The organism is Kaistia defluvii, from assembly GCF_040548815.1.
GTDB classification, from domain to species: domain Bacteria; phylum Pseudomonadota; class Alphaproteobacteria; order Rhizobiales; family Kaistiaceae; genus Kaistia; species Kaistia defluvii_A.
This window is the reverse complement of record NZ_JBEPSM010000001.1, coordinates 2,040,711-2,064,827: the sequence shown is the minus strand read 5'-3', so window position 1 is coordinate 2,064,827 and position 24,117 is coordinate 2,040,711. Positions and strand designations below refer to the sequence as shown.

19 protein-coding genes are annotated in these 24,117 nt (G+C 64.3%); 8 read left to right on the top strand and 11 right to left on the bottom strand.

Going from position 1 to position 24,117, the window contains the following annotated elements; all coding sequences use genetic code 11:
* Window positions 1–22: 22 nt before the first annotated feature.
* Window positions 23–541: a DUF992 domain-containing protein gene (locus ABIE08_RS09695; protein ID WP_354550590.1), complete on the bottom strand. Its 519-nt coding sequence runs from the start codon at window positions 539–541 to the stop codon at window positions 23–25.
* Window positions 542–781: 240 nt separating this feature from the next.
* Here ABIE08_RS09695 and ABIE08_RS09690 point away from each other — a divergent pair, with 240 nt between their 5' ends.
* On the top strand, window positions 782–1,756 hold the full coding sequence (locus tag ABIE08_RS09690) for a magnesium transporter CorA family protein (protein WP_354550588.1): 975 nt from the start codon (window positions 782–784) through the stop codon (window positions 1,754–1,756).
* Here the strand turns inward: ABIE08_RS09690 and ABIE08_RS09685 are convergent.
* The 3 genes from ABIE08_RS09685 to ABIE08_RS09675 form a co-directional block, all read right to left on the bottom strand.
* Complete coding sequence (locus ABIE08_RS09685; protein ID WP_354550586.1) at window positions 1,753–3,195, bottom strand: phospholipase D-like domain-containing protein; 1,443 nt, start codon at window positions 3,193–3,195, stop codon at window positions 1,753–1,755. The genes ABIE08_RS09690 and ABIE08_RS09685 overlap by 4 nt on opposite strands.
* A 54-nt stretch (window positions 3,196–3,249) precedes the next feature.
* The gene (locus tag ABIE08_RS09680) at window positions 3,250–3,654 is read right to left on the bottom strand and encodes a VOC family protein (RefSeq protein ID WP_354550584.1); all 405 of its coding nucleotides are present in this window, start codon (window positions 3,652–3,654) and stop codon (window positions 3,250–3,252) included.
* A 221-nt stretch (window positions 3,655–3,875) separates the two neighbouring features.
* Window positions 3,876–5,078: a pyridoxal phosphate-dependent aminotransferase gene (locus ABIE08_RS09675; RefSeq protein WP_354550582.1), complete on the bottom strand. Its 1,203-nt coding sequence runs from the start codon at window positions 5,076–5,078 to the stop codon at window positions 3,876–3,878.
* Window positions 5,079–5,285: 207 nt separating this feature from the next.
* Here ABIE08_RS09675 and msrP point away from each other — a divergent pair, with 207 nt between their 5' ends.
* Entirely contained in the window at window positions 5,286–6,257 is a 972-nt protein-coding gene (msrP, locus tag ABIE08_RS09670; RefSeq protein ID WP_354550580.1) for a protein-methionine-sulfoxide reductase catalytic subunit MsrP, read from the top strand.
* A gap of 467 nt (window positions 6,258–6,724) precedes the next feature.
* Here msrP and ABIE08_RS09665 read toward each other — a convergent pair whose 3' ends face one another.
* Window positions 6,725–7,615 (bottom strand): LysR family transcriptional regulator, encoded by an 891-nt coding sequence (locus ABIE08_RS09665; RefSeq protein ID WP_354550578.1) that lies wholly within the window; start codon window positions 7,613–7,615, stop codon window positions 6,725–6,727.
* Window positions 7,616–7,657: 42 nt separating this feature from the next.
* Window positions 7,658–8,626: a thioredoxin-disulfide reductase gene (gene trxB, locus ABIE08_RS09660; protein WP_354550577.1), complete on the bottom strand. Its 969-nt coding sequence runs from the start codon at window positions 8,624–8,626 to the stop codon at window positions 7,658–7,660.
* A 217-nt stretch (window positions 8,627–8,843) separates the two neighbouring features.
* Here trxB and ABIE08_RS09655 point away from each other — a divergent pair, with 217 nt between their 5' ends.
* Entirely contained in the window at window positions 8,844–9,308 is a 465-nt protein-coding gene (locus ABIE08_RS09655; protein ID WP_354550575.1) for an Lrp/AsnC family transcriptional regulator, read from the top strand.
* On the opposite strand, the gene ABIE08_RS09650 is transcribed toward ABIE08_RS09655, so the two are convergent.
* Window positions 9,277–10,101 (bottom strand): glycosyltransferase family 2 protein, encoded by an 825-nt coding sequence (locus ABIE08_RS09650; protein WP_354550573.1) that lies wholly within the window; start codon window positions 10,099–10,101, stop codon window positions 9,277–9,279. The two genes, ABIE08_RS09655 and ABIE08_RS09650, sit on opposite strands and share 32 nt — an antisense overlap.
* Window positions 10,102–10,529: 428 nt before the next feature.
* Between ABIE08_RS09650 and ABIE08_RS09645 the strand changes: the two genes are divergently transcribed.
* Window positions 10,530–11,414 carry a hypothetical protein gene (locus ABIE08_RS09645; protein ID WP_354550571.1) on the top strand — a complete coding sequence of 295 codons (885 nt, stop codon included), beginning with the start codon at window positions 10,530–10,532 and terminating at the stop codon, window positions 11,412–11,414.
* A gap of 47 nt (window positions 11,415–11,461) precedes the next feature.
* On the opposite strand, the gene ABIE08_RS09640 is transcribed toward ABIE08_RS09645, so the two are convergent.
* On the bottom strand, window positions 11,462–12,190 hold the full coding sequence (locus tag ABIE08_RS09640; protein WP_354550569.1) for a glycosyltransferase family 25 protein: 729 nt from the start codon (window positions 12,188–12,190) through the stop codon (window positions 11,462–11,464).
* 232 nt (window positions 12,191–12,422) lie between these two features.
* Between ABIE08_RS09640 and ABIE08_RS09635 the strand changes: the two genes are divergently transcribed.
* Both ABIE08_RS09635 and ABIE08_RS09630 read left to right on the top strand, forming a co-directional pair.
* Window positions 12,423–13,736, top strand: a complete 1,314-nt coding sequence (locus ABIE08_RS09635; RefSeq protein ID WP_354550568.1) for a cytochrome P450 — start codon at window positions 12,423–12,425, stop codon at window positions 13,734–13,736.
* Window positions 13,737–13,791: 55 nt separating this feature from the next.
* The gene (locus ABIE08_RS09630) at window positions 13,792–14,889 is read left to right on the top strand and encodes a glycosyltransferase family 8 protein (protein WP_354550566.1); all 1,098 of its coding nucleotides are present in this window, start codon (window positions 13,792–13,794) and stop codon (window positions 14,887–14,889) included.
* Between the two features lie 88 nt (window positions 14,890–14,977).
* On the opposite strand, the gene greA is transcribed toward ABIE08_RS09630, so the two are convergent.
* Window positions 14,978–15,451, bottom strand: coding sequence for a transcription elongation factor GreA (gene greA / locus ABIE08_RS09625; RefSeq protein ID WP_354550564.1), 474 nt, complete (start codon window positions 15,449–15,451; stop codon window positions 14,978–14,980).
* A gap of 240 nt (window positions 15,452–15,691) precedes the next feature.
* Entirely contained in the window at window positions 15,692–19,000 is a 3,309-nt protein-coding gene (gene carB / locus ABIE08_RS09620) for a carbamoyl-phosphate synthase large subunit (protein ID WP_354550562.1), read from the bottom strand.
* A gap of 231 nt (window positions 19,001–19,231) precedes the next feature.
* On the opposite strand from carB, the gene ypfJ reads away from it, so the two are divergent.
* Window positions 19,232–20,170 (top strand): KPN_02809 family neutral zinc metallopeptidase, encoded by a 939-nt coding sequence (ypfJ, locus tag ABIE08_RS09615; RefSeq protein WP_354550560.1) that lies wholly within the window; start codon window positions 19,232–19,234, stop codon window positions 20,168–20,170.
* 411 nt (window positions 20,171–20,581) lie between these two features.
* Here ypfJ and ABIE08_RS09610 read toward each other — a convergent pair whose 3' ends face one another.
* Window positions 20,582–21,526, bottom strand: coding sequence for an alpha/beta hydrolase (locus ABIE08_RS09610; RefSeq protein ID WP_354550558.1), 945 nt, complete (start codon window positions 21,524–21,526; stop codon window positions 20,582–20,584).
* A 273-nt stretch (window positions 21,527–21,799) separates the two neighbouring features.
* Here ABIE08_RS09610 and ABIE08_RS09605 point away from each other — a divergent pair, with 273 nt between their 5' ends.
* Window positions 21,800–24,055, top strand: a complete 2,256-nt coding sequence (locus ABIE08_RS09605; protein WP_354550557.1) for a DUF6600 domain-containing protein — start codon at window positions 21,800–21,802, stop codon at window positions 24,053–24,055.
* Window positions 24,056–24,117: the final 62 nt, after the last annotated feature.

Below are 24,117 nucleotides of genomic sequence, written 5' to 3'. Positions count from 1 at the left end.
GATCGCGACCGGCTAGCCTGTCTTAGTTGACCGGGTCGAGCAGCAGCGCGGCGCCGCCAGCGGCGACGTTGAGGCCGACCTGGCCGGTCACGCTGATCGGCTGCAGGGCGATCGAGCCGCGCGTGCCGCCGAACAGGACGTTGGCGCCGACGCCGCCGACAACGGTGGCTTCCGCCGTCGCGCCGAGATAGAGGCCGCCCAGCGAACCGCGGTGATAGCCGGCGGTCGGCGCGAACACGGCCCAGATCAGCTTGCCCTGGCTGGTCCAGCCGAGGTCGACGCCGAGCTTCTTGATGTTGCCGATATACTGTTCCGGAGCGCCACGGTTGGGACGGAAGGTGCAGGCAACTTCCTTAGCCGAACCAATGATATAGCCGAGGCCCGAATTGATGTCGCAGCCCAGCGTGCCGATGCGGACGCCGTTGCGGCCGTCTTCGTAGACCGGAGCGGTCGAGATATCGGCAGCCTTGGCGGCGCCGAGGCCGGCCAGGGTCAGGGCAGCAGCGGTTGCAATCAGCTTAAGGGAAACAAACTTCGACATAATGAATTGTTCCTTTCGTGTTAGGCACCGGCATCGTTGCCTTTGCCGGCATTACGTGGTTCGCCCGATGGAGGATCTAGCGAACCTGGGGGGACGGCCGAGGCTCGGCCTTACAACGGGTCTTGCGCGAGTTCGATCCCATCGACATACGACTTGGGTCCGTCATGACAAACGTTTGCTGGCGGCGCAAGGGACAAGGCGTACAAGTCTTGTCGTTCGGTTAACGCACTGGAGCCCTGCATGCTGACTGCCTACGCGATTTCCGACGCCGGCCTGGGGCCCCTTTCCCCCGAGGCGACGGCAGCCGGGGCGCCTGCCGCTTGGCTCGACCTTTTTGCGCCGACTCCCGAAGAGGAGCATGCGGCGGAAGCCTTTCTCGGCGCGCTGGTGCCGACGCGGGAAGAGACGCAGGAGATCGAATTCTCCAGCCGCTTCTATGTCGAGAACGGCGTCGTGTTCATGACGGCGAGCGTCATCGCCGGCCTCGATGCCGGCCATCCGGTGCTGACCCCGTTCACCTTCGGCGTCGGCAAGTCGAAGATCGTCACGCTGCGCTATGAGGATACCAGGGCATTCCGCCAGTTTCTGTCCGTGGCGCCGAAGCCGGACGGCGGCTGCGGCACGCCGACCGGTATCTTCAATGGCCTGCTCGAAGCGTTCATCGCCCGCACGGCCGACGTGCTGGAGCACATCGCCCAGGCCGTCGACCGGATCAACAGCGAGATCTTTACCCGCAAGGCCAGCGAGCGAATCCGCTCCAAGCGCCTGTCCATTCTGATCGGCGCGATCGGCATGCAGGGCGACCTGGCCTCCAAGGCGCGCGAGAGCCTTTCCTCGCTGGAGCGGCTGGCGCAATACGCCGCCGCCATGCTGCCGGATCAGGCGCTGAAGAACGGCAATGGCACGCGGCTCAAGCTGGCCCTGCGCGACGTGCGGTCGCTCGAGGACCATGTCAACTTCGTGCTCAACAAGATCACCTTCCTGCTCGATGCGACGTTAGGTCTCGTCGCCAACCAGCAGAACCAGGTGGTGAGCGTGCTGACGGTAGCCTCCACCATCCTGATGCCGCCGACGCTGATCGGCACCATTTACGGCATGAACTTCAAGGACATGCCGGAACTGGGCTGGGGCTTCGGTTATCCGCTGGCGCTCGGGATCATGGTGGTGTCGGCGCTGGTGCCGTTCCTCTATTTCAAGCGGCGCGGCTGGCTCTAGAGATAGGGCGTAAGCAGCCGGGTCGCCGCATCGCGCAGCCGGACCGGAAGCTCGCGCTGGCGCAATTCCTGGACGGTGATGGTGCGCCCTTTTGCCTGCTTGGTGTCGATCAACTGGTCGATCTTGGCGGCGAAGTCGGTGTCGTAGGATTCGACATTGAACTCGAAATTGAGCCGCAGGCTGCGCGCGTCCCAATTGGCGCTGCCGAAGAGCACCCAGGCGCCGTCGACCGTCATCAGCTTGGAATGGTCGAAGGGCGGTGCGGCGCGGGCGATCTGGCAGCCCGCGCGGATGAGCGGCGCCAGCGAGGCGTCCATAGCCCAGTCCATATAGAACTGGTCGGATTTTTCCGGCAGCAGGATCTCGACCGAAACGCCACGCAGCGACGCGAGCACCAGCTGGGAGTTGATGCGGTCATCCGGCAGGAAATAGGGCGTCACGATGCGGATGCGGCGCTCGGCGCGCGCGATCGCCGCCGCCATCGTCCACATCAGCTTTTCATTGTCTTCGTCCGGACCGCTGGCGATGCCGCGCGCCGGGATCGTGCCACTGGCGCCAATCTCGGGGAACCAGGCCGGGCCTGCCAGCAGTTCGTCGGTCGTGAAGGCCCAGTCCTCGACGAAGGTTTCCTGCAGGTGCGAGACCACGGGACCCTCGATGCGGAAATGGACGTCCTGGACGGCGTGCCCTTCCGGGATCTCGATCTGCTGGTAGAGATTGCCGGCGCTGATGTTCATGCCGCCGGTGAAGCCGTGGCGGCCGTCCGTCACCATCACCTTCTTGTGGTTGCGAAGGTTGATGAACGACATCTTCCAGGGCGCGACTTCGTGCAGGAAACGGGCAACGGGGACGCCGGCCGCCAGAAGCCGGTTATAGGCCGGGTTGCTCAGATAGCCGCCGCCAATGCCGTCCAGCAGCACGCGCACCGCGACGCCGCGGCCGTGCGCTGCGATCAGCGAGTCGATGATCGGCGCACCGCCCTGGTCGTCATGGAAGATGTAGCCGGAAATGCCGACGCTGGTGGTCGCCGCGTCGATGGCGCGGATCATCTCGGGATAGGCTTTGTGGCCATCCACCAGCGGGGTGATCGCGTTGCCGGACAGCAGGGTGCGGCCGGTGATGCGCAGGCCGAACTTGGCGAGCGGCTCGAGGTGCTCGTCCTCGCCCTGGGCGATATCGGTCGATTTCAGCGCAAAGCGGGATTCCGGCGGATCGACGTCGGCGCCCGGATCGGACAGCTTGATCGCCTTGCGGCGGACGCGGTTGACGCCCAGCAGGAAGTAAAGCAGCGGCCCGATATAGGGCGACAGCCAGGCGACGCCGATCCACGCGATGGTCGACTGCGGATTGAGCCGGGTCAGCAGCGCATGCACCGTCACCGATGAGGCCAGGCAGATATGCAGGAACGAGAAGAAGAGGGCGAAATGATTGCCCGTCATGGCCGGATGCCTATGGAGTGACCGCTGACCAGCTGGGGCGACCGAAGGGCAGGGCTACGGCGCACCGTTGATCTCCACGATGTTCCGGTCCGGGTCCATCATATAGAGCTGCGGGAACCCGGCCAGCCCCTCGCGAATGACGAAGAGGCGCATCGGGTCGCCTTCCTCGGCGTCCTCGCGAAAGCCTTCCGCGACCAGATGGTCAAGGATCCCGTAGAAATCGCGGGTGTGAAACGAGAAATGCGCGTCGTTGTTGTCGATCGTGGCCGCCGCGCGGAACGTGCCCTGCGGATACAGGATCAGGTGGATCTGGATGCCGTGGCAGACGAGCCACGCGCCTTCCGTCTTGAAGGGCGGGCGAGCCAGCCGCTCCAGCCCGAACGCCCTTTGATAGAAGGCAACCGAGCGTTCGAGGTCGGTGACGACGATCGAGACGTGATGGACGCGCAGATCAAGCATTCCGATAGTCTCCCCCGATCGGATGATTCCGAGCCTTGTCGCCAGCATTGACCGGAGGATAGGGCCAAGCCGGGGCCATGTCTTGCGGGATATTGGGCCAAGCCGCCAAGCCGCCAGGCCGGATCCGGCCGCCGCGGACCGCGCCGAGGGCGCGATCCGGAGGTAGAGTGCAAGGGTGGGCGAGGACCGCTCGCCCGGCTCCCCCGCTTGGCGCGAACGCCCTAGCGGAGATTGCCGCAGAAGCGCTGGATGCGCGTGCAGGCCTCTTCCAGCGCCTCGGTCGAGGTGGCGTAGGAGATGCGGAAATAGGGCGCCAGGCCAAAGGCCGAGCCCTGGACGACCGCGACGCCTTCCTCTTCCAGCAGCGCCGTGACGAAGTCCTCGTCGGTCTTCAGCAGCTTGCCGCCGGCAGTGGTCTTGCCGAGCGTGCCGGCGCAGGACGGGAACACGTAGAACGCGCCTTCCGGGTTCGGGCAGACGATGCCGTTGGCCTGGTTCAGCATCGAGACCACGAGGTCGCGGCGCTTCTTGAAGATCTCGGCGTTCTTCGGGATGTAGTCCTGCGGACCGTTCAGCGCCTCGACGGCGGCCCATTGCGAAATCGACGACGGGTTCGAGGTCGACTGCGACTGGATCGTGCCGATGGCCTTGATCAGCTCTACCGGGCCGCCGGCATAGCCGATGCGCCAGCCGGTCATGGCATAGGCCTTGGAGACGCCGTTTACGGTCAGCGTGCGGTCATAGAGCCTGGGCTCGACCTCGGCGATGGTCGCGAACTCGAAACCGTCGAAGACGAGATGCTCATACATGTCGTCGGTCATGATCCAGACCTGAGGATGCTTGAGCAGCACGTCGGCGAGCGCCTTGAGCTCGGCCCGCGTGTAGCCGGCGCCGGTCGGGTTGGACGGCGAGTTCAGGATCAGCCACTTGGTCTTCGGCGTGATCGCGGCTTCGAGCGCGTCCGGGCCGATCTTGAAGCCCTGCGACTGCGGTCCGACGATCTCGACCGGCGTGCCGCCGCCAAGCGCCACGATCTCCGGGTAGGAGACCCAGTAGGGCGCTGGGATGATGACCTCGTCGCCGGGGTTCAGCGTCGCCATCAGCGCGTTGTAGAGCACCTGCTTGCCGCCCGTGCCGACCGTGATCTGGTTCGGGGCATAGGTCAGGTTGTTCTCGCGCTTGAACTTGGCGGAGATCGCCGCCTTCAGCTCGGGAATGCCGTCGACGGCGGTGTACTTGGTCTTGCCCTCGCGGATCGCCTGGATGGCGGCTTCCTTGATGTTCTCCGGCGTATCGAAATCGGGTTCGCCCGCGCCGAGCCCGATGACGTCGCGACCGGCCGCTTTCAACTCGCGCGCCTTGTTCGTGACCGCGATGGTCGCGGACGGCTTGATGCGGGCGAGGCTATCGGCGAGGAAGGCCATTTGGGGCTCCGAAGATGGAAAAACGGAAGGATTTGTGCGGCGCGGAACCTAGTCTGCGAGGGGCACGTTGGCAAGGGAAGACAACGGTTGCCGGGTTGCTTCGCGATCTGCCGCGGCGGCTGCCACCAACGCCAAAGTGATTTGACCTTTGGGACGAAGTTCCTAGTTGTTGCCCGGCGGGGCCAATCCTGAAATCTGGAGAGAACGATGCTTATTCGTCGCAAGCGCGGCTGGGAGATTCCCGAGAGCCGGGCGACCCCCGAATCGGTCTTTCTCAATCGCCGCGAGATCCTGGCTGCGGCCGGCATGGGTGCGGTGGGACTGGCGGCAGGTTCCATGGCGCTGCCGGGCATCGCCCGCGCCGCAGAAACCGATCCGAGCGCCGGGCTTTATCCGGCCAAGCGCAATCCGCGCTACACGATCGAGCGCCCGGTGACGCCGGAGACGATCAACGCCAACTACAACAATTTCTATGAGTACAGCACCGACAAGCAGCTGGCCGACGCAGCGCAGGCGCTGAAGATCCGCCCCTGGACGATCCAGTTCGGGGGCATGGTGGAAAAGGAGAAGACGGTCGACATCGACGATCTCCTCAAGGCCATGAAGCTGGAGGAGCGCCTCTATCGCCATCGCTGCGTCGAGGCCTGGTCGATGACGGTGCCTTGGACCGGCTTCCCGCTCGCTGACCTGGTCGCCTTCGCCAAGCCGTTGTCGGGCGCGAAATACATCCGGATGGAGACCTTCCTGGATCCGGCCATGGCGCCCGGGCAGAACCAGCCCTTCTATCCCTGGCCCTATGTCGAGGGCCTGACCATGGCGGAAGCGACGAACGAACTGGCCTTCATGGTGACCGGCGTCTACGGCAAGCCGCTGCTGAAGCAGATGGGCGCACCGATCCGCCTGCATATCCCCTGGAAGTACGGCTTCAAATCGATCAAGTCGATCGTCAAGGTGAGCTTCGTCGAGGAGCAGCCGGTGAACTTCTGGCAGCAGCTGCAATCCTCGGAATACGGCTTCTGGGCCAATGTGAATCCCGACGTGCCGCACCCGCGCTGGAGCCAGGCTTCCGAGACTGTGATCGGCACCAATGAGCGCGTGCCGACGAAGCTGTTCAACGGCTATGGGGAATTCGTGGCCGGGCTCTACAAGGGCATGGAGAGCGAGCCGCTCTATATGTGAGCATGCCTGCGGATTAGGCAAAGCTGTGGGCAGGCGCGTCCCGCCCGTGGCAAAAAGCTGGCTTAGAAAAGAAAAGGCCGGGCACTCTTGCGAGGCCCGGCTAAGTCTTTGTTGCTGCGGCAGGGAAATGCGCAGCAAACACCTTCCAGAGGGGAACAGCTGAGGTCGAACCCTTCGCAGGGAGGAGGGAGCAAGGGGCCCAACGCATCAACTGTCCCGTATATGGATTGATCAGGATGCCTAATCAACCAGCAGCGGTGCATCTCAGCTATGCAATTTTGATATGACGCAACGATCCGTTCGTCTTGCGTCGATTGGCCCGCCAAAGCTCGGGGAAGATTCGGGCGCGGTGGAAAAAATTTCTCCACTTCGCCCTAAAATCGGCAGCCTCAAAAATACAATAAAAATACCCGGCGACTTTGTCCCGGAATTGTCATCAAACCGTGCCCGGATTCGGGGCGATGCGCTCAGAACTGCCAGTTCTGCGCGCTGGCCAGCATGAAATCGCGGAAAGCCGTGACGCGTGCCGAATTCTTCAGCTCGGACGGATAGCAGAAATAGGTCGGGAAGCTCGGCACCTGCGCCTCGGGCATCAGCTTCACCAGCGAGGAGCCTTCCTCGATCATGTAGTCAGGCAGGATGGCTATTCCCGTGCCGCGCTCGACGGCCGCCTTGATCGCATAGATGTTGTTGATCCGGACCACCGGCTCGCGCGGGTTGTCGGAGGAGCGGCCGGCGATCTCCAGCCAGTTCACGTCGCGGATATTGGGCGGCACCGGCACGCCGAAGGTGACGATGCGGTGGCCTTCGAGGTCGTCCAGCGTCTCGGGCTTGCCGAAGCGGGCGACGTAATCTTCCGAGGCGTAGACGTGATAATGCGCCGTGAACAGGCGCCGCTGGATCAGGTCGGGCTGCACCGGCTGGCGCAGGCGGATGGCGACATCGGCCTGGCGCATGGTGAGATCCAACTCCTGATCGTCGAGGATCAGGTGAAGGTTCAGGTCGGGATGCAGATCGACGAATTCGTTGAGGCGCTGCGTTAGCCAGGTCGAGCCGAGCGCCACCGTGGTGGTGATGCGCAGCGTACCCGTCGGCTTCTCGCGCGAGTCGGTCAGGCGGATCTTTACGCCTTCGAGCTTCTGCATCACGTCCTGCGACGTGCGGTAGAGCAGTTCGCCCTGTTCCGACAGGATCAGCCCGCGCGCATGGCGGTGGAAGAGGGGGACACCGAGATCCTGCTCCAGCGCACCGACCTGGCGGCTGACGGCGGACTGGCTCATCCCTAGCGCCTCGCCGGCATGGGTGAAGGAGCCGGCCTGCGCGGCGGCATGAAAGATTCTCAGTTTATCCCAGTCCATGGTTGGACAGCCCCCTCCGCAGCACCAGCCCTACTATTGCATTTATTCCGCGGCGGCTGCGGTCTCGTTCACAACCGGATTAATGGCCAGCCAGCGCTCGGCCTCGAGCGCCGCCATGCAGCCCTGTCCCGCCGCGGTCACGGCCTGGCGGAAGGTCTCGTCCGTCACGTCGCCGGCGGCAAACACGCCGGGAATGCTGGTCGCGGTCGAATCGGGCGCCGTCCAGATATAGCCCGACGGCTTGAGGGCGAGCTGGCCGCGGACGATCTCGACGGCCGGCGCGTGGCCGATGGCGACGAAGACGCCATGGGTCTCGCGCTCGCTGACCTCGCCGGTCACGACATTGCGCAGCCGGACGCCGGTCACCGAAGGCGGGAAGCCGGTCTTGCCGAGCACCTCGTCGACGACCGTGTCCCAGATGACCTCGACATTATCGAGCCCGAACAAGCGGTTCTGCAGAATCCGCTCGGCGCGGAAATGGTCGCGGCGATGGATCAGCGTCACCTTCTTGGCGATATGCGCCAGATAGAGCGCTTCCTCGACGGCGGTGTTGCCGCCGCCGACCACCACGACCTCCTTGTCGCGATAGAAGAAGCCGTCGCAGGTGGCGCAGGCGGAAACGCCAAAGCCCTTGAATTTCTGCTCGCTGTCGATGCCGAGCCACTTCGCCTGCGCGCCGGTGGCGATCACCAGCGTGTCGGCGGCGTAGATCTCGCCGGAATCACCCTTGAGGATGAAGGGGCGCTGCGACAGGTCGGCCTCGACAATATGGTCGGAGACCATCTTGGTGCCGACATGCTCGGCCTGGGCGCGCATCTGCTCCATCAGCCAGGGACCCTGGATGACGTCGGCGAAGCCCGGATAGTTCTCGACATCGGTGGTGATGGTGAGCTGGCCGCCGGGCTGGACGCCGGCGATCAGCATCGGTTCCAGCATGGCGCGGGCTGCATAGATGGCGGCGGTGTAGCCGGCAGGGCCGGATCCGACGATGATGAGCTTTGCGTGCTGCATGATGGGCCAGACATAATGACGAGGCGCGCCCTTTTGAAGGCCGCGGCTCTGGAGGGTTGAGTGGAACGCATGCAAACATGCAAGCTATGCGATCCTGTGCGTTCTCGCGATCAATTGTTTCCGAATCATGGCAATTGGGCCAGACTCGAATATCCGATTGCCGACCGGCATCCCCGGCTTTCTTTCCCGTTAGAGGCTCTTTAGCCGTGAGGCCCGTGTGAAAGCCCGTTTAGACGCGATCGACTGGAAGATCCTGAAGGAGCTTCAGGCTGACGGTCGCATCACCAATGTCGAGCTGGCCCGCCGCGCCGGCATCTCCGCGCCTCCCTGCCTGCGCCGCATGCGCGCGCTGGAGGAGGCGGGCATCATCGAGGGCTATCGCGCCCTGGTCGATGAAGGGGCGCTGGGCTACGACGTCACGGCCTTCGCGATGATCGGCCTTTCGAGTCAGGCGGAAGCGGATCTGACCGCCTTCGGCGCCCGCGTCCGGGACTGGTCGATCGTGCGCGAGTGCTACATGCTGTCGGGCGAGGCGGATTTCATCCTGAAATGCGTCGCGCCGACGCTGAAGTCGTTCCAGGCTTTCGTCGAGGAGCTGACGGCCGCGGCCAATGTCGCCAGCGTCCGCACCACCCTCACCATCCGCCGCATCAAGGACGAGCCTCTGGTTCCGATCGAGTAGGGGACACGCTCTTCGGCTCGGCGGCGCTATCCGCTTCAGGCGCCGTCCACCCGGCCGAGACATAGCGCCAGAAGATTTCCTGGGTGTTGGCAGCAGCGGCGAGGAAGCCCTCGCGGCCGTCCAGGAAGCCGCGCTTGAGGATGTAGAGCTTCAGGAAGGTTCGCGTCGCGCGCCGGGCGGCTCGGAAGACGCCGCCCTTGTGACGGCTCCGACGTTGCTCGCCGCCCGAAATCGCATAGCGGCGCTGCTTGTCCAGCAGTTCGTCGATATCGCGGTAAGTCTGATGCGGCATGTCGTGGCGAAGGTCGCCGACCTTGCCTTCCACGATCAGGGATTCGTGCACGATATCCGGGGTGAAGCGCGCGAGATCGCGCCGGACGACGCGTACGTGATAGTCGGGATACCAGCCGCCATGGCGAAGCGGCTTGCCAAGAAAGATATTGAGGCGGTTGATACGATAGCCGGCATTCGCGCCGGTTTCGATGGCGGCGCGGATTTCCGCGGCGAGCGCCGGCGGAATGGTCTCGTCGGCGTCGATCGACAGCACCCAGTCGCCCGTCGCGGCATCGAGGGCCCGCTGCTTCTGGGCGCCGAAGCCGATCCAGTCGGTGCGGATGAGGACCCGGCATCCATGTGCTTCAGCGATCGCCACCGTGGCGTCCGTCGACCCGCTGTCGACGACGACGATCTCGTCGCAGAACGCCAGCGAGGCAAGACAAGCCGGCAGGTCCCGCGCCTCGTTCTTGGTGATGATGGTCGCGGACAGCTTGGTTGCTGTCTTGCCAGAGTGCATGTCGAGTATTCCCGTCGCTGTTCAATCGTGCGTCGGCATTCCCGAGTCCGGGAGTGCAGGCGATTGCGTAGTCGAGCTTTTCCCGCGAAGCCAGTCTTCTCGGTCCATGGCCGTGCCGCGCGCTCTGGACTATCGCATCTTGCGGTTGAAGCATCTGTCCTGCGCGCGCATAGAGTTCTCTATTGAGACTAAAAAGTCACTATAGTTCGTAAATAGGGCGAAGAACGCGTGACTTTCGGGAATTACCCTGCGCCTTCCCTAGCGTCGTTCTGAGTTAAAATTATAATGTCTGACATCTCTGGTTCGGTGCGCAGCGGTTACGTTGAGGCCGGAGAGCGGGGCAGAAAAGGGATGTGCATATCCGCTTGTCGTCAGGCAGGCGGAATAATGGCGCCTTTTTGGGAAAGGATTGGTCCTAGGGGTGCGCAATGCCGCGAATTTTCGACTGCTTTCTATTGTTCAACGAGCTTGATTTACTGGAAATCCGTCTGAATGAAATGGCGCCCTTCGTGCACCGTTTTGTTATTGCCGAGGCGACGACCACTTTTTCAGGCCAGAAGAAACCTTTGTATTTTGAGCGCGAACGGGCTCGATTCCGGGCTTTCGAGAGCAAGATCGACTACATCGTCGTCGACACGGCTGGGTTGAATGGGGATGGTTGGGATCGCCGTCGGCGACAATGCGATGCTCTGGAAGGCGGACTGCGCGATTCGGCGTCTGACGATGTCGTCCTTCTATCTGATCTCGATGAAATCGTCTCCGCCGACGCCATGATCGCCCTTCTCCAGCAGCCGCCCCGGTCTGGTGAGGTGATCTGTTTCGAACTGCGGATGTTCAACTACTTTCTCAATCTGGAGATCGATGAGTTCTGGCTGCGGAGCGGCCCCCGCGCGATCCGGCGTGAGGATCTGAAGACGATGGAGCGACTGCGAAAGGTGTATGGGCCGTCTCCCGTATGGCGGAGAGACGTCATGCGGGCGATCAAGGCATCGTTCCAAATGGGGCGCCCAGTGCGACGGCGGGTCGTTCGGAACGCCGGATGGCACTTTTCTTATCTCGGTGGCATCGAGGCGATCCGGCGCAAGCTGAAGTCCTATGCGGCGCATGACACTGTGCCGGAGGACTACCTGATCTCGGACCGGCTGCAGCGCCTGCTTTCTGCGGGAATCTCGATAAGCGAGATGGGCAGCCGCCGATTGCACCATCGCATCGTGGATCACACGTTTCCAACCTATGTCCGCGAAAACCAGGACCGCCTCGCGCACCTGATCGCCGCACCGGTAGGTGAAGCGCGGGTCATGGAGCTCACTTGAACAGCGTTCGCGGTCTGTCCGTTCCGATGATGTTTGAAAAACGAGGGTCAGTGCGGCCAGTGGCGAATGTTGTAGATCAGGCGCGCCATCACATCGGTTTGGCGGCTGAGTTCGCGCCGGAATTTCGCCATGCCGGTTCGGCGGTGCGATCGTGCTCCAATCGCACCGACAAGGATGTCGCGGCTCATTTCCTCGAGCTCGTACGGGACGATCGCCTTGCTCGCGACGCGGTGCAGCCAGAACCGGTCGAGATAGTGGTCGACGGGTTCGTTCCAGAGGGTCGCCTTCGACAGGAGGGCACGCGCCCCGTCAGGGGACACGCAATAGCTCTGCGTTCCTATGGGGCCCTGCTGGAAGCGAACAAGTGTGTAGCCGGCGCTGAGCGTTTCGAGATGCCGTGTCCTGCGGTTGTGCTTGCCGAAGAGCCGTATGAGTCGATGCTGATCGATGCGCGAGGCGGCGAGGGCGAGAACCTGTGGGAAGCGCGAGCCGAGCAGGACGTCATCCTCGAAGATGGCAAGCGACTCGTCGCGTTCAATGCAGAGTTGCCAGGCGGAATAGTGGCTGGCGAAGCATCCAATTTCAGCTGCGGTGAGCGGCGCGCCGTATCGCGCCATGGCAGCACCTTCGTCATAGCGCGACAGCCGGATGTGCTCGTTTTGACTGGCGTCGACGGCGTCGAGGAAATCAAAGCCAAGACCCATTGCTTCAAATTGCCTCGCGATCAGCGATCGTCTCTCCGTCATTCTGGCAAGGCTGATGACGACGGATTTCATTTGGGCTCGCTTTGCTGCATGGGCGCGGTTCGAAGGCCGGATGATCGTGCTGGAAGGTGGCTAGCGGAATCTATGCGGGAACCATCACATTAGGAAATGCCCTGATGTGGGTCTGTGTCCTTCCTTATTCTTTGTGGAACGAGTGGCCTCGCATCAAGGCGCTCTTGTCGGGATTTGGGCATGCAGGCGCAGCCAGGAAGGGAAATTATTTTTATGCCGTGGGAGTTTGGATGTGCTCGACAATAGCTTGATCAGATTAAAGCGCTTCGGGAAATCGCTGCATCTCCGGCGTGTGACCCTTCAGCATGGATTTCGTGCTGCGCTGAAGGGCAAGCCGCTTCCTCCCGGGCGTCTGCACATCTTGTCGAGCACTGCCCTCGCTAACCAGTTCCTGCTCCTTGAGGAGTCGCGTCGGCTTGGGCCAATCTTCAAGGTCTGGTGGGGCGGCAAGTTCACCACCTGCATCGTCGGTCACGAGATCGGACGAAAGTTTCTGACCGAGAACGAGGGCAAGACCAAAGCTGCCACGACGGATCTCAGCGACTTGTTCCCGTTCGGATTTCTGCGAGCGCTGGAAGGCGAAACGCATCGCAAATACCGTCGCATCTTCATCGACGTATTCAAGGGCCTCGATCTTGCGGATCACGATGCTTTCCTGCGGCGTGTCGTGCGGAAGGTGCTGGTCCAACTCGCGCAGATGGAAGGTCCGCTCTCCGCCGCAACAATCACGCGAGCGTTCAAGAAGGCGACCACGGAAATGCAGCTTCGGCTGATCCTCGGCGTCAAGCGGGATGATCCGCTATATGAGCCCTTGGCAAAAGCCTATGACGACTATGCCCCCAACGGCATCTTTCTCGTCGCCAAGGACAAGCACAGGGCAGCCTACAGGCGTCTGCGTGCCTTGGTCGGTCAGGTCATCGAAAAGGGGGCTACCCCGGACAGTCTGCTCGGTGTCGCCTTGTCCAAGGGAGATCCTGATGAAACCGTCCTCGGCAATCTGATCCAGATGACGGAAGCGTCGCGCTACGACCTTCACGGCCTTTGGTTCTGGATCATGAACATGCTGTCGCGGGACCCTTCCATCCTCGCGAGAGTGAGGGCAGCCGCACCTGGGCCAGAGCGCCGGGCCTTCGCTCGATCCGTCGCGCAGGAATCCCTGCGCATGGAGCAGAGCGAGTTCATTCACCGGGCGACGACACGCGACATAGTTTTCGATGGCTTTTTCCTCCCCAGGGATACACGCGTGCGCATCTGTGTCTGGGAGGGGCATCGCGACCCCATCAAGTTCGCGGCGCCGTCCACATTCGATCCCGAGCGCTTCCTGGGTGAAAAGCACTCCATGGACACGTATGCGCCCTTCGGCATGGACAAGCACCGTTGCCTGGGGGGCGACTGGACGATCGAAACGAGTGCCGTCTTCATCGAGGAACTTGCATCGACCCTCGAATGGGATGTCGTTTCCGATGGCCCGCCCGCGCGGGGTGTTTTCCATTTCGAGCCGAGCAGTGCCTTCAGCGCCAGGTTGAAGCTTCTCCAGGACGCATAGGCCCGGCTTTCGAGCCGAACTGGTCATGCCAGGAGCCCGTTTCCAAGGGATCGCCATGCGGAACGTCGTCTATTTTGTCGTCAACGACCGCTTCCTTCCCATCGCGCTCGCCGTGAGCAGTGCCTTGGTGCGGGAGCCGGAACGCAATTTCGACGTCGTCATCATTCTCGACGGAAAGGCCGCATCGAGCTATCGGATACCGGAAGGGGTTCGGATCCTCCCCAACGACTTGGTCAGGCATGTCCCGGCCGGTCTGGAGAACACCGACGCGGCCTGGGCGCGGATGTCCTTCACCCGCCTGTTCGCGCCGATGATGTTCGCCGGGGAATATGACCGTGCCCTCTATCTCGACGCGGATGTCGGCGTGCTCGGCCCGGTCTCGCCGCTTTTCGGGCTGGATATGCAGGGGCTGCCGCTGGCGGCCGGCGAGGGCATGATGGACGAAGGCACCGACCTTCATCGGTTTGACGTTGGCGAGTACAAGAAGCGGCTTGGGGTCAAGGACGGCCGGACTTTCAACTCCGGGCTGCTGCTCATCGACGTCGAACGGTGGAACGCGCTTAATCATCGCGAGATGCTGGCAAGCTACGCCGCCTTCAAGCGCAACCATGCTGGGCCGGGCATCGGCATGTCGGGCGACCAGGACTATCTCAATTTCAGCTTGAAGGGCGCCTGGAGCCTTCTATCGCCCCGCTGGAACTTCCAGACGTTCCTGCTCCGGCTCGAGCTGGAAGCGTTGATCGATCCTGCCATCGTCCACTATGTTGGGCCACGGCGGCCATGGGATGCAAAGCTGTTCCCGTTCGGGAGGCGGCATGTCGAATTCTACGATCAGGCATTCGAGCGCATCGGGCTGAAGGATCGCTCATCCTTCCGCGCCGGATCCTATCACTGGCACGCAGTCTGCGACCGGTTCCGTCACGCTGTCTACAACTACGCGCGCCCCGAACGAACGCGCGACATGTTCGAGGAATGGTCCCGGATGCGGCGCATTTTCAAGCAGGCGATCCAGACAAGGCTGGATCAAGGGCGGTATGCGGATGTGGTGCAGGGCATAAGTCGCATCGACCTCTTGGACGACCCGTTCGAGCATACCCGCTTCGAGGACGTTAGGTACTACCGGAAGCGCATCCGCGTGCGCTCGACGATATAGCGATCCGGGCTGCATCCGATCGCGATAGGTGTATCAGCCCACCCGACGCGCTCGCGCGAGGCGTCGGGTGGGCTGATCCAGGCAGCCTCTAGCGGAATGCCACTTCCAGGACTTCGTAGGAGCGTTCGCCGCCGGGGGCGGTGACGGCGACCGTGTCGCCCGCCGTCTTGCCGATCAGTGCGCGGGCGATCGGCGAGGAGATCGAGATGCGGCCCGAACGGACGTCGGCCTCCAGATCGCCGACGATCTGGTAGGTTTTCTCTTCCTCGGTGTCCTCGTCGACCAGCTTCACCGTCGCGCCGAACTTGATCGTCTCGCCCGAAAGCTTGCTCACGTCGATGATGTCGGCGCGCGAAAGCTTGTCCTCGAGCTCCGCGATGCGGCCCTCATTGTGGCTCTGCGCTTCCTTGGCGGAGTGATATTCGGCGTTCTCGGAGAGGTCGCCATGCGCGCGTGCTTCCGAGATCGCCGCAATGATGCGCGGGCGCTCTTCCGAGGTCAGACGCTTCAGCTCCACTTCGAGAGCCGCATGACCGCCAACGGTCATTGGAACCTTTTCCATGGTCTTTCTGGCCTTTTCTTCCTTCTTGGCCGCCGCCCTGAAAAGGGTGGAAGCACAATAATTCAGGCGCCGGTGCCCGTGGGAACCAGCTGCCTGACTTCAAAATCCGAAGCCGGCGCCGATCAGGGCGCGCGTTCCTTCGGGTACCTACGAGGCAAACTCTGCCTTCGAGTGTCGTCCACGATTGCGGCAAGCGCAAGGGGGATGCTTGCGGACCCAGGGCCCGCAAGCGAAACGAACCTACTCGAAATAGGCCTGCAGCGGCCGGACTTCCAGAGTTCCGGTGGCATAGGCCTCAATGCCGAGCGAGGCGGCGACGGCGCCCGAAAGCGTCGTGTAATACGGCACCTTGTGGAGCAGGGCGGCGCGACGCATCGAGCGGCTGTCGCCGAGCGCGCGGGCGCCCTCTGTGGTGTTGAAGACCAACTGCACGTCGCCATTCTTGATCGCGTCGACGATATGCGGGCGGCCTTCGGCGACCTTGTTGATCTTGGAGCAGGCGATGCCGTTCTCGGCCAGGAACCGCTGCGTGCCGCTGGTCGCGATTATCTTGAAGCCGAGGCCTTCTAGGCGGCGCATCGATTCCAGGATGCCGGCCTTGTCGGAATCGCGCATCGAGACGAACACGGTGCCGGTCTTGGGCAGCGAGTTGCCGGCGCCGAGCTGGCTCTTTGCGAAGGCGACCGCGTAGTCATAGTCGAGGCCCATGACCTCGCCGGTCGAGCGCATTTCCGGGCCGAGCAGCGTGTCGACGCCGGGGAAGCGGGCGAACGGGAACACGGCTTCCTTGACCGCGATGTGGTCGCGGCGAGCCGCCTTGAGATCGAAGCTCTCCAGGCTTTCGCCGGCCATGACGCGGGCGGCGATCTTGGCGACCGGAAGGCCGATCGTCTTGGCGACGAAGGGCACCGTGCGCGAGGCGCGCGGGTTTACTTCGAGCACGTAGATGTCGCCGTCCTTGATCGCATACTGCACGTTCATCAGGCCGCCGACCTCAAGCGCCAGGGCGAGCTTGCGGGTCTGCTCCTCCAGCACGCCGATCATCTCGGGGCTCAGCGAATGGGGCGGCAGCGAGCAGGCGCTGTCGCCCGAATGGATGCCGGCTTCCTCGATGTGCTCCATGATGCCCGCGACGAACACCGTCTTGCCGTCGGAGAGCGCGTCGACGTCGACCTCGATCGCATCGGAGAGATAGCGGTCGAACAGCAGCGGGTTCTTGCCGAGCAGCGTGTTGATCTGGCCGGTCTTGTCGTTGGGGTAGCGGACCTTGACCTCGGCCGGCACCAGTTCGGGCAGCGTGCCGAGCAGGTAATCCGACAGCGTGTCGTCGTCGCGGATGATCTGCATGGCGCGGCCGCCCAGCACATAGGACGGGCGCACGACGAGCGGATAGCCGAGATCGGCGACGATCAGGCGGGCCTGCTCGACCGAATAGGCGATGCCGTTCTTGGGCTGGCGGATGCCGAGCTTGTTCAGCAGCTTCGAGAAGCGGTCGCGGTCCTCGGCCAGGTCGATCGCGTCGGGCGAGGTGCCGAGGATCGGTACGCCGGCCTCTTCGAGGGCGGCGGCGAGCTTCAGCGGGGTCTGGCCGCCGAACTGCACGATGACGCCATGCAGCGTGCCGTTCGACTGCTCGACGCGGATGATCTCCAGCACGTCCTCGGCCGTCAGCGGCTCGAAATAGAGCCGGTCCGACGTGTCGTAGTCGGTCGAGACCGTTTCGGGATTGCAGTTGACCATGATCGCTTCATAGCCGGCATCCTTCAGCGCGAAGGCGGCATGGCAGCAGCAATAGTCGAACTCGATGCCCTGGCCGATGCGGTTGGGACCGCCGCCGAGGATGATCACCTTCTTGGCGTTGGAAGGCTCGGCCTCGCTGATCGGCTCGCCGGTGAACGGACCTTCATAGGTCGAGTACATGTAGGGCGTCGGCGAGGCGAATTCGGCCGCGCAGGTGTCGATCCGCTTGTAGACCGGATGCACGCCGAGCGAGAGGCGCAGCGCCTTGACCTCGCTGTCCGCCTTGCCGGTCAGGTTGGCCAGCCGCTGGTCGGAGAAGCCCATCGCCTTCAGGCGGCGCAGCGCGCCCGCCGTCTGCGGCAGGCCATGCGTGCGAATCTTCAGCTCGGTATCGATGATGCCCTTGATTTCCCTGAGGAACCACGGGTCGATCTTGCAGATGTCATGCACCTGCTCGACGGAAATGCCGAGCCGCATCGCCTGGGCCGCCTGCAGCAGGCGGTTGGGGGTCGGCGTGCCGATCGCGGCGCGTATGGCATTGGCGTCATCGCCCTGGCCGAGGCCGGGAATCTCGATCTCGTCGAGGCCGGAAAGGCCGGTTTCGAGGCCGCGCAGCGCCTTCTGCAGCGATTCCTGGAAGGTGCGGCCGATCGCCATGACTTCGCCGACCGACTTCATCGCGGTGGTCAGCACGGGCGAGGCGCCCGGGAACTTCTCGAAGGCGAAGCGGGGGATCTTGGTGACGACATAGTCGATCGTCGGCTCGAACGAGGCCGGGGTCGCGCCGCCGGTGATGTCGTTGTCGAGTTCGTCCAGCGTGTATCCGACGGCGAGCTTGGCTGCGACCTTGGCGATCGGGAAGCCCGTCGCCTTGGAGGCGAGCGCCGAGGAGCGCGACACGCGCGGGTTCATCTCGATGACGATCAGCCGGCCATCGGCCGGGTTGACGGCGAACTGGACGTTGGAGCCGCCGGTCTCGACGCCGATCTCGCGCAGGACCGCCAGCGAGGCGTCGCGCATGATCTGGTATTCCTTGTCGGTCAGGGTCAGCGCCGGCGCGACCGTGATCGAATCGCCCGTGTGGACGCCCATCGGATCGATGTTCTCGATCGAGCAGATGATGATGCAGTTGTCCTTCTTGTCGCGGACCACCTCCATCTCATACTCTTTCCAGCCGAGGACGCTTTCCTCGATCAGGACTTCGTCGGTCGGGGACGCATCGACGCCGCTCTCGACGATCTCGATGAATTCCTCGCGCGTATAGGCAATGCCGCCGCCGGTGCCGCCCAGCGTGAAGGACGGACGGATGATGACGGGCAGGCCGATCTCTTCCAGCGCGGGCAGGGCTTCAGTGAGCGAATGGGCGAGTCGCGAACGCGGCGTCTCCAGCCCGATCTTCGTCATCGCATCGCGGAAGCGCTCGCGGTCCTCGGCCTTGTCGATCGCCTCGGCCGTCGCGCCGATCATCTCGACGTTGAACTTGTCGAGCACGCCCATCTTCTTGAGCGAGAGCGCGCAGTTCAGCGCCGTCTGGCCGCCCATCGTCGGGAGCAGCGCGTCGGGGCGCTCCTTCTCGATGATCTTGGCCACGATCTCCGGTGTGATCGGCTCGATATAGGTTGCGTGCGCGAGATCCGGATCCGTCATGATCGTTGCCGGATTCGAGTTCACGAGGATGATTCGATATCCTTCATCCTTCAGCGCCTTGCAGGCCTGAGTGCCGGAATAATCGAACTCGCAAGCCTGGCCGATAATGATGGGCCCAGCTCCGATGATCAGGATCGATTGGATATCTGTACGTTTCGGCAATTTCGTCTCGCGCGTAGCAAAAAACCCGACGCGGTGATCCGCGCGGGCCATCAAGCAGGGGGCGTGTAAGGCTAGAGCGGCCTTATAGGGGAAAAGGCGGGGAGGGGGAACCCCTGCAGGCAACTGTCTCCGATGCGCACACGTTAGAGCCACTGGCGGCGTCATGCTGGCGGGATTAGGGTCAACGAAATCGAAGGCGCGGCTTTGGCCGCGGCAAAAAGGAGAACGTCCATGCGTCTCGATGGACAGCGCGAGAGCGACAACGTCGAAGATCGACGCGGCGGAGGAACGGGCGGGCTCGGCGGCGGCTTCCGCCCGGCCGGCATGGGCGGCGGACGGGGCATCCCGCTCCGGGGCGGATCGCTGGTGACGATCGCGGTGCTTGTCGGCATCGGCTGGCTGGTTTTCGGCATCAACCCGCTGCAGATGCTGGCGATGGTGACGGGCGGGGGCGGAAGCTTCACCCAGAGCGAGGACGCTGGCTACCAGCCGGCGCCATCTTCTGGTGGCACCCAGACCGGCGCGGGCGTCAACGACGCCGGCAAGCAGTTCGTCTCGAAGGTTCTGGGCAGCACCGAGGACGTCTGGACCGACATCTTCAAGTCGGCCGGCGAAACATATGCGGCGACGCCGCTGGTGCTCTTCTCCGGCATGACCCGCTCGGCCTGCGGCCAGGCCAGCGCTGCTTCGGGGCCGTTCTATTGCCCGCTCGACAAGAAGGTCTACATCGATCTCGCCTTCTATGACGAGCTGAAGCGCCGCTTCGGCGCGCCCGGCGATTTCGCTCAGGCCTATGTGATCGCCCACGAAGTCGGCCATCACGTCCAGGATCTGCAGGGCATCCTGCCGAAGTTCAACGAGATGCGACAGGGCATGAGCAAGGCGGATGCCAACGCGCTCTCCGTCAAGGTCGAGCTGCAGGCGGATTGCTATGCCGGCGTCTGGGCCAACCGCACCGACCAGAAGGGCATGCTGGAAGCGGGCGACATCGACGAGGCGCTGAATGCGGCGACCCAGATCGGCGATGACGCGATCCAGAAGCGCACCCAGGGCGTGGTGGTTCCGGAAAGCTTCACGCACGGCACCTCGGCGCAGCGCAGCACCTGGTTCAAGCGCGGCTACCAGACCGGCGATGTGAGCCAGTGCAACACGTTCCAGGGCCAGATCTGATCCGGGAACTCGCTGAACTCCTGCTGGCCGACGGCATCTCTGTGCTGCCGGTCAGCGTTCTCATTTAGGGCGTTTCGAAGCCGTTCATCGAACTGCTTGCTGGCGACTAGGCACGGGCCGGTGCATCCATCCTTGCAGCTAGGGCGAAGGGCACGGCTGGGCATCGGTTCTGCTGCCACCGTGCGGAGCGCGAGCCCCCGCTCTCTCGGTCGTCATCCCGGCGAAGGCCGGGATCCATACGCTCCCGGCCTCAGAAGAGAGGGAGACATATCCCGCTTGGCCGGTGTTTATGGGCCCCGGCCTCCGCCGGGGCGACGAGCCGCTACATGCTCGAGAGACGGGTACGGCAATCTGAGAGGCTTCGGGAAAGCCTCTACAAGCGGCCTCGATGCGCTCAACGGACCCCCGCCCTCACTTCTCGCCTGCTGCCAGCATCCAGTTCAGCGTCTCGCGCCAGTCGGTCATGCGGATTGGCGTGCCGTGGTTGCCGTTCTGGAACAGCACGAACTGGATGGGGTAGCCGGGCGACTTCTTGCGCACGCTGTCAAAGAAGGCCTGTTGCGTCTTCCAGTCGATGATCGGGTCGCGGCTGCCATGGCCAATGAAGATCGGGATTTTTCGACCGCCGGGTTTCATAGCCGCCGTCTTCAGGAAGCCCGGATCGTTAAGCGAGCCGAGCAGGATCAGGCCCGAGATCATCGAGGCCGCCTCGGGATCGCGGGCGAGCGACCAGCACAGCTTGCCGCCATAGGAACCGCAGGCGACGAAGATCGGGGCGCCCGGCGAGCGGGCGGCGTAATCCTGCATCAGCGCCTCTATCTCGGCCGTTCCGGTCGCCTCGAAGTCGCTGAAATCGGGCGACAGGTACGCGCCGCCGGCCGCGACCGTCAGGTTCTTCACCCGGTTGAAATTGCCGCCAAACGTCCAGTCGTCGGCGCCCTGGAAGCGCGTGCCGTTCTGGCCGTGCAGATAGAGGACGATCAATTTCGCCGGGCCCTTGGTGGCGCCAGCGCCGACATATTTGAGGCTGTGGCCGCCGACCTTGTAGGTCAGGTGGTCCTCCACGCGCTTGGTCTTCAGCGAGACATACTTGCCCTGCGCCTTGCGCTCGGGGACCTCGTCGCGGCCGTTGATGTCGCGCATCTCGTCATAATCGACGACGCGGAAATCGCCATCGACGCGCGTCTCGAGGATGGTGCCGTACTGGAACAGCGCATCCTTGTAGGGCGGCAGGCTCAAGCCGGCGGCGGAGGCTGCTGTGGCCAGGAGACAGGCCGGCAGCAGCGCGGCGAGTAGGGCGAGGCTCGCCCGGATTCCGGCAATGGCCGGCCGCTTGCCGGAATGGTGGACTGTCATGCGTCGCGTATCTCCCGTCGCGCCTTCGACCGTGGGCCAAGATGGCATCTCCGCGCCGCGTCGCCAATCCGTCGCACGGCCGGTCATTCAGGGAACGTTCAGGCGCCTCGGCCGATTGAGGGAGGGAGAATGAGGCAGGCCGGTCGTTGAAACGGCCTTGATTGGGCCTCGCCCATGCCGCTTTCCCCCGCTGATATCGGGAAAACGGCCAAGTCCATTGGCATGATTCGGTTCGACCGGCCCGCAACGGCCGGAAACGACGGGAAGGTGAATATGAAACTCTGGGGTCTGGTTGGTGCCGCGCTCGCCGGCGGTGTCGTCGTCGCGGGGGCGGCGGTCGTCACCGGCGTCGTCGATGTTCCCTACAAGCTCGAACTGCGTCCCAACACGCCGGCCGTCGCGCCCGACGAGTCGGCGCCGCCGTCCGATACGACGGACATGGACGAGTATGATCAGTCGGCCGAAAGCGAGAGCCCGGCCGCGCCCGCAGCGCAGCCCGTGAAGGTCGCCGAGACGCGTCCGGCCGTCGTGCCGCCCGCGCCGCGGCCGAAGCCCGTGCAGGTCGCGCAGTCGCGGCCGCGTCCCCAGCCGGTCTCGTCGCGTCCGCGCGCCAGTCGTGCATCGGGCGATGTCGGCTATTTCTTCGACCAGCTGCAGCCTTATGGCCGCTGGATCGAGGATGAGGATTACGGCTACGTCTTCGTGCCCAAGCGCCGCGGCGCCGGCTGGCGCCCCTATCAGGAGGGCCGCTGGACCTGGACCGACGATTACGGCTGGTACTGGGAGTCGAGCGAACCGTTCGGCTGGGCCACCTATCACTATGGCCGCTGGGACTATAGCCCCGATTATGGCTGGTACTGGGTCCCGGGCGACACCTGGTCGCCGGCTTGGGTGACCTTCCGCGTCGGCGGCGGTGCTGTCGGCTGGGCGCCGATCGCGCCCGACCGTTCGGGCTACCAGTATGGCGCGCCGAAGCGCTACGACCCGCCGGTTTCGGAAAGCTGGGTGTTCGTCGACGACCAGTATTTCGATGATGACGATATCGGCCGCCGGGCAGCCCCCGTGCGCGATGTCGGCCGCTATCTCGGCGAGGCACGCGATGTTCGCCGGCCGCAGCTCGAGGATGGCCGTTACTTCAACGAGCCGGTTCGCCGGCGTGACCGTCCCGGCCGCGAGGTCGTCTTCGTCGATGACCAGAGCGACATCTTCGATGACGATCAGGGTGGCCGCATCGGCGTGTTCCGTCCGCGCATCGACGACCAGCGCTTCGATCGCCGGCCGGATCGCTTCGACCGCGACGTGCCGCGGGATGACCGGACTCTGATCCACCAGTATGTCGAGCCCGATCCGAAGGCGGCCATCGCCGGCGTCGTGTCGGCGGCGCTGCTCTCCGTGCTCAACCCGGAGGAGCGGCGCGACCTGCGCCGCGATCGCGACCAGCCGCAGCAGCGCGATCGCATGCAGGCCGAGATCGAGAAGCTGAGGGCCGAGAAGGCTGATCTGGTGGCGAAGCAGCGCAAGGCGGCGGAAGACCGTTCGGCCGAAATCGATGCCGCGACCCAGAAGGCCGCGCAGCAGCGCCAGGCCGAGCAGGAGCGTATCCGTCAGGAGCGCGCTGCCAGGGCCGAAGACGTGCTGAAGAAGGTCGAGGCCAATCCGCAGCCGGCCGAGCCGCAGGTCCCCGCCGACGGCAATCCGCCGCCGGTCAATCCGGACCAGCCCCAGCGGCCGAACCGTCCGGATCGGGCTCCCGATGCGGGGCAGCCGGGTGAGCCGGCCGGCCAGCCTGGCGACGCCCCGCAGGGCGAGCGTCCGCGCAAGGATCGTCCGGCCAAGCCGGCCGAGGCGGCCCCCGCTGTCGAGGCACCAGCCGCCGAGCAGCCGAAGCCGGTCGAGAAGCCTGCGCCGGAAGCGGCTCCCGCCGAGCCGGCCCAGGAGCCGGCGGTCAAGCCGGAGAAGCCGCGCCGCGAGCGTCCGGCCAAGCCGGCCGAGGAGCAGCCTGCGCCGGAAGCCAAGCCCGAGCCGAAGCCGGCCGAGAAGCCTGCGCCGGAAGCGACACCGGCCGAGCCGGCACAGGAGCCGGCCGCCAAGCCGGAGAAGCCGCGTCGCGAACGCCCGGCCAAGCCGGCCCAGGAAGCCGCGCCGCCCGCTACCGAGCCGCAGCCGGAGGCACAGCCCCAGCCGGAGCCGGCCGAGCGTCCGCGCCGCCAGCGCCCGCAGGCCGAGCCCCAGGCAGAGCCGGCAGCGCCGGCCCAGACCGAGGAAGCGCCGCGCCAGCGTCGCCAGCAGCGGCAGGAGCAGCCCCAGCAGGAGCCGCAGCAGCCCCAGCAGGAGCAGCAGCGCGAGCAGTCGCAGCCGGAGCCCCAGGCCGAGCATCCCCGCCGCCAGCGCGAGCCGCAGGCGGAACAGCCGGCCCAGCCTGAGCCGCAGCAGCAGGAGCAGCGCCAGCCCGAGCGCCGCGAGCGTCCGCAGCGGGGTGGCGAGTGCCCCGAGGCTGCCGTCCAGCCCGATGGCAGCTGCGCCCAGTAGCGCCGCCTGCCTCGCAAACAAGAAAGCCGGCCGCGTCACCGCGGCCGGCTTTTTCATGTCTG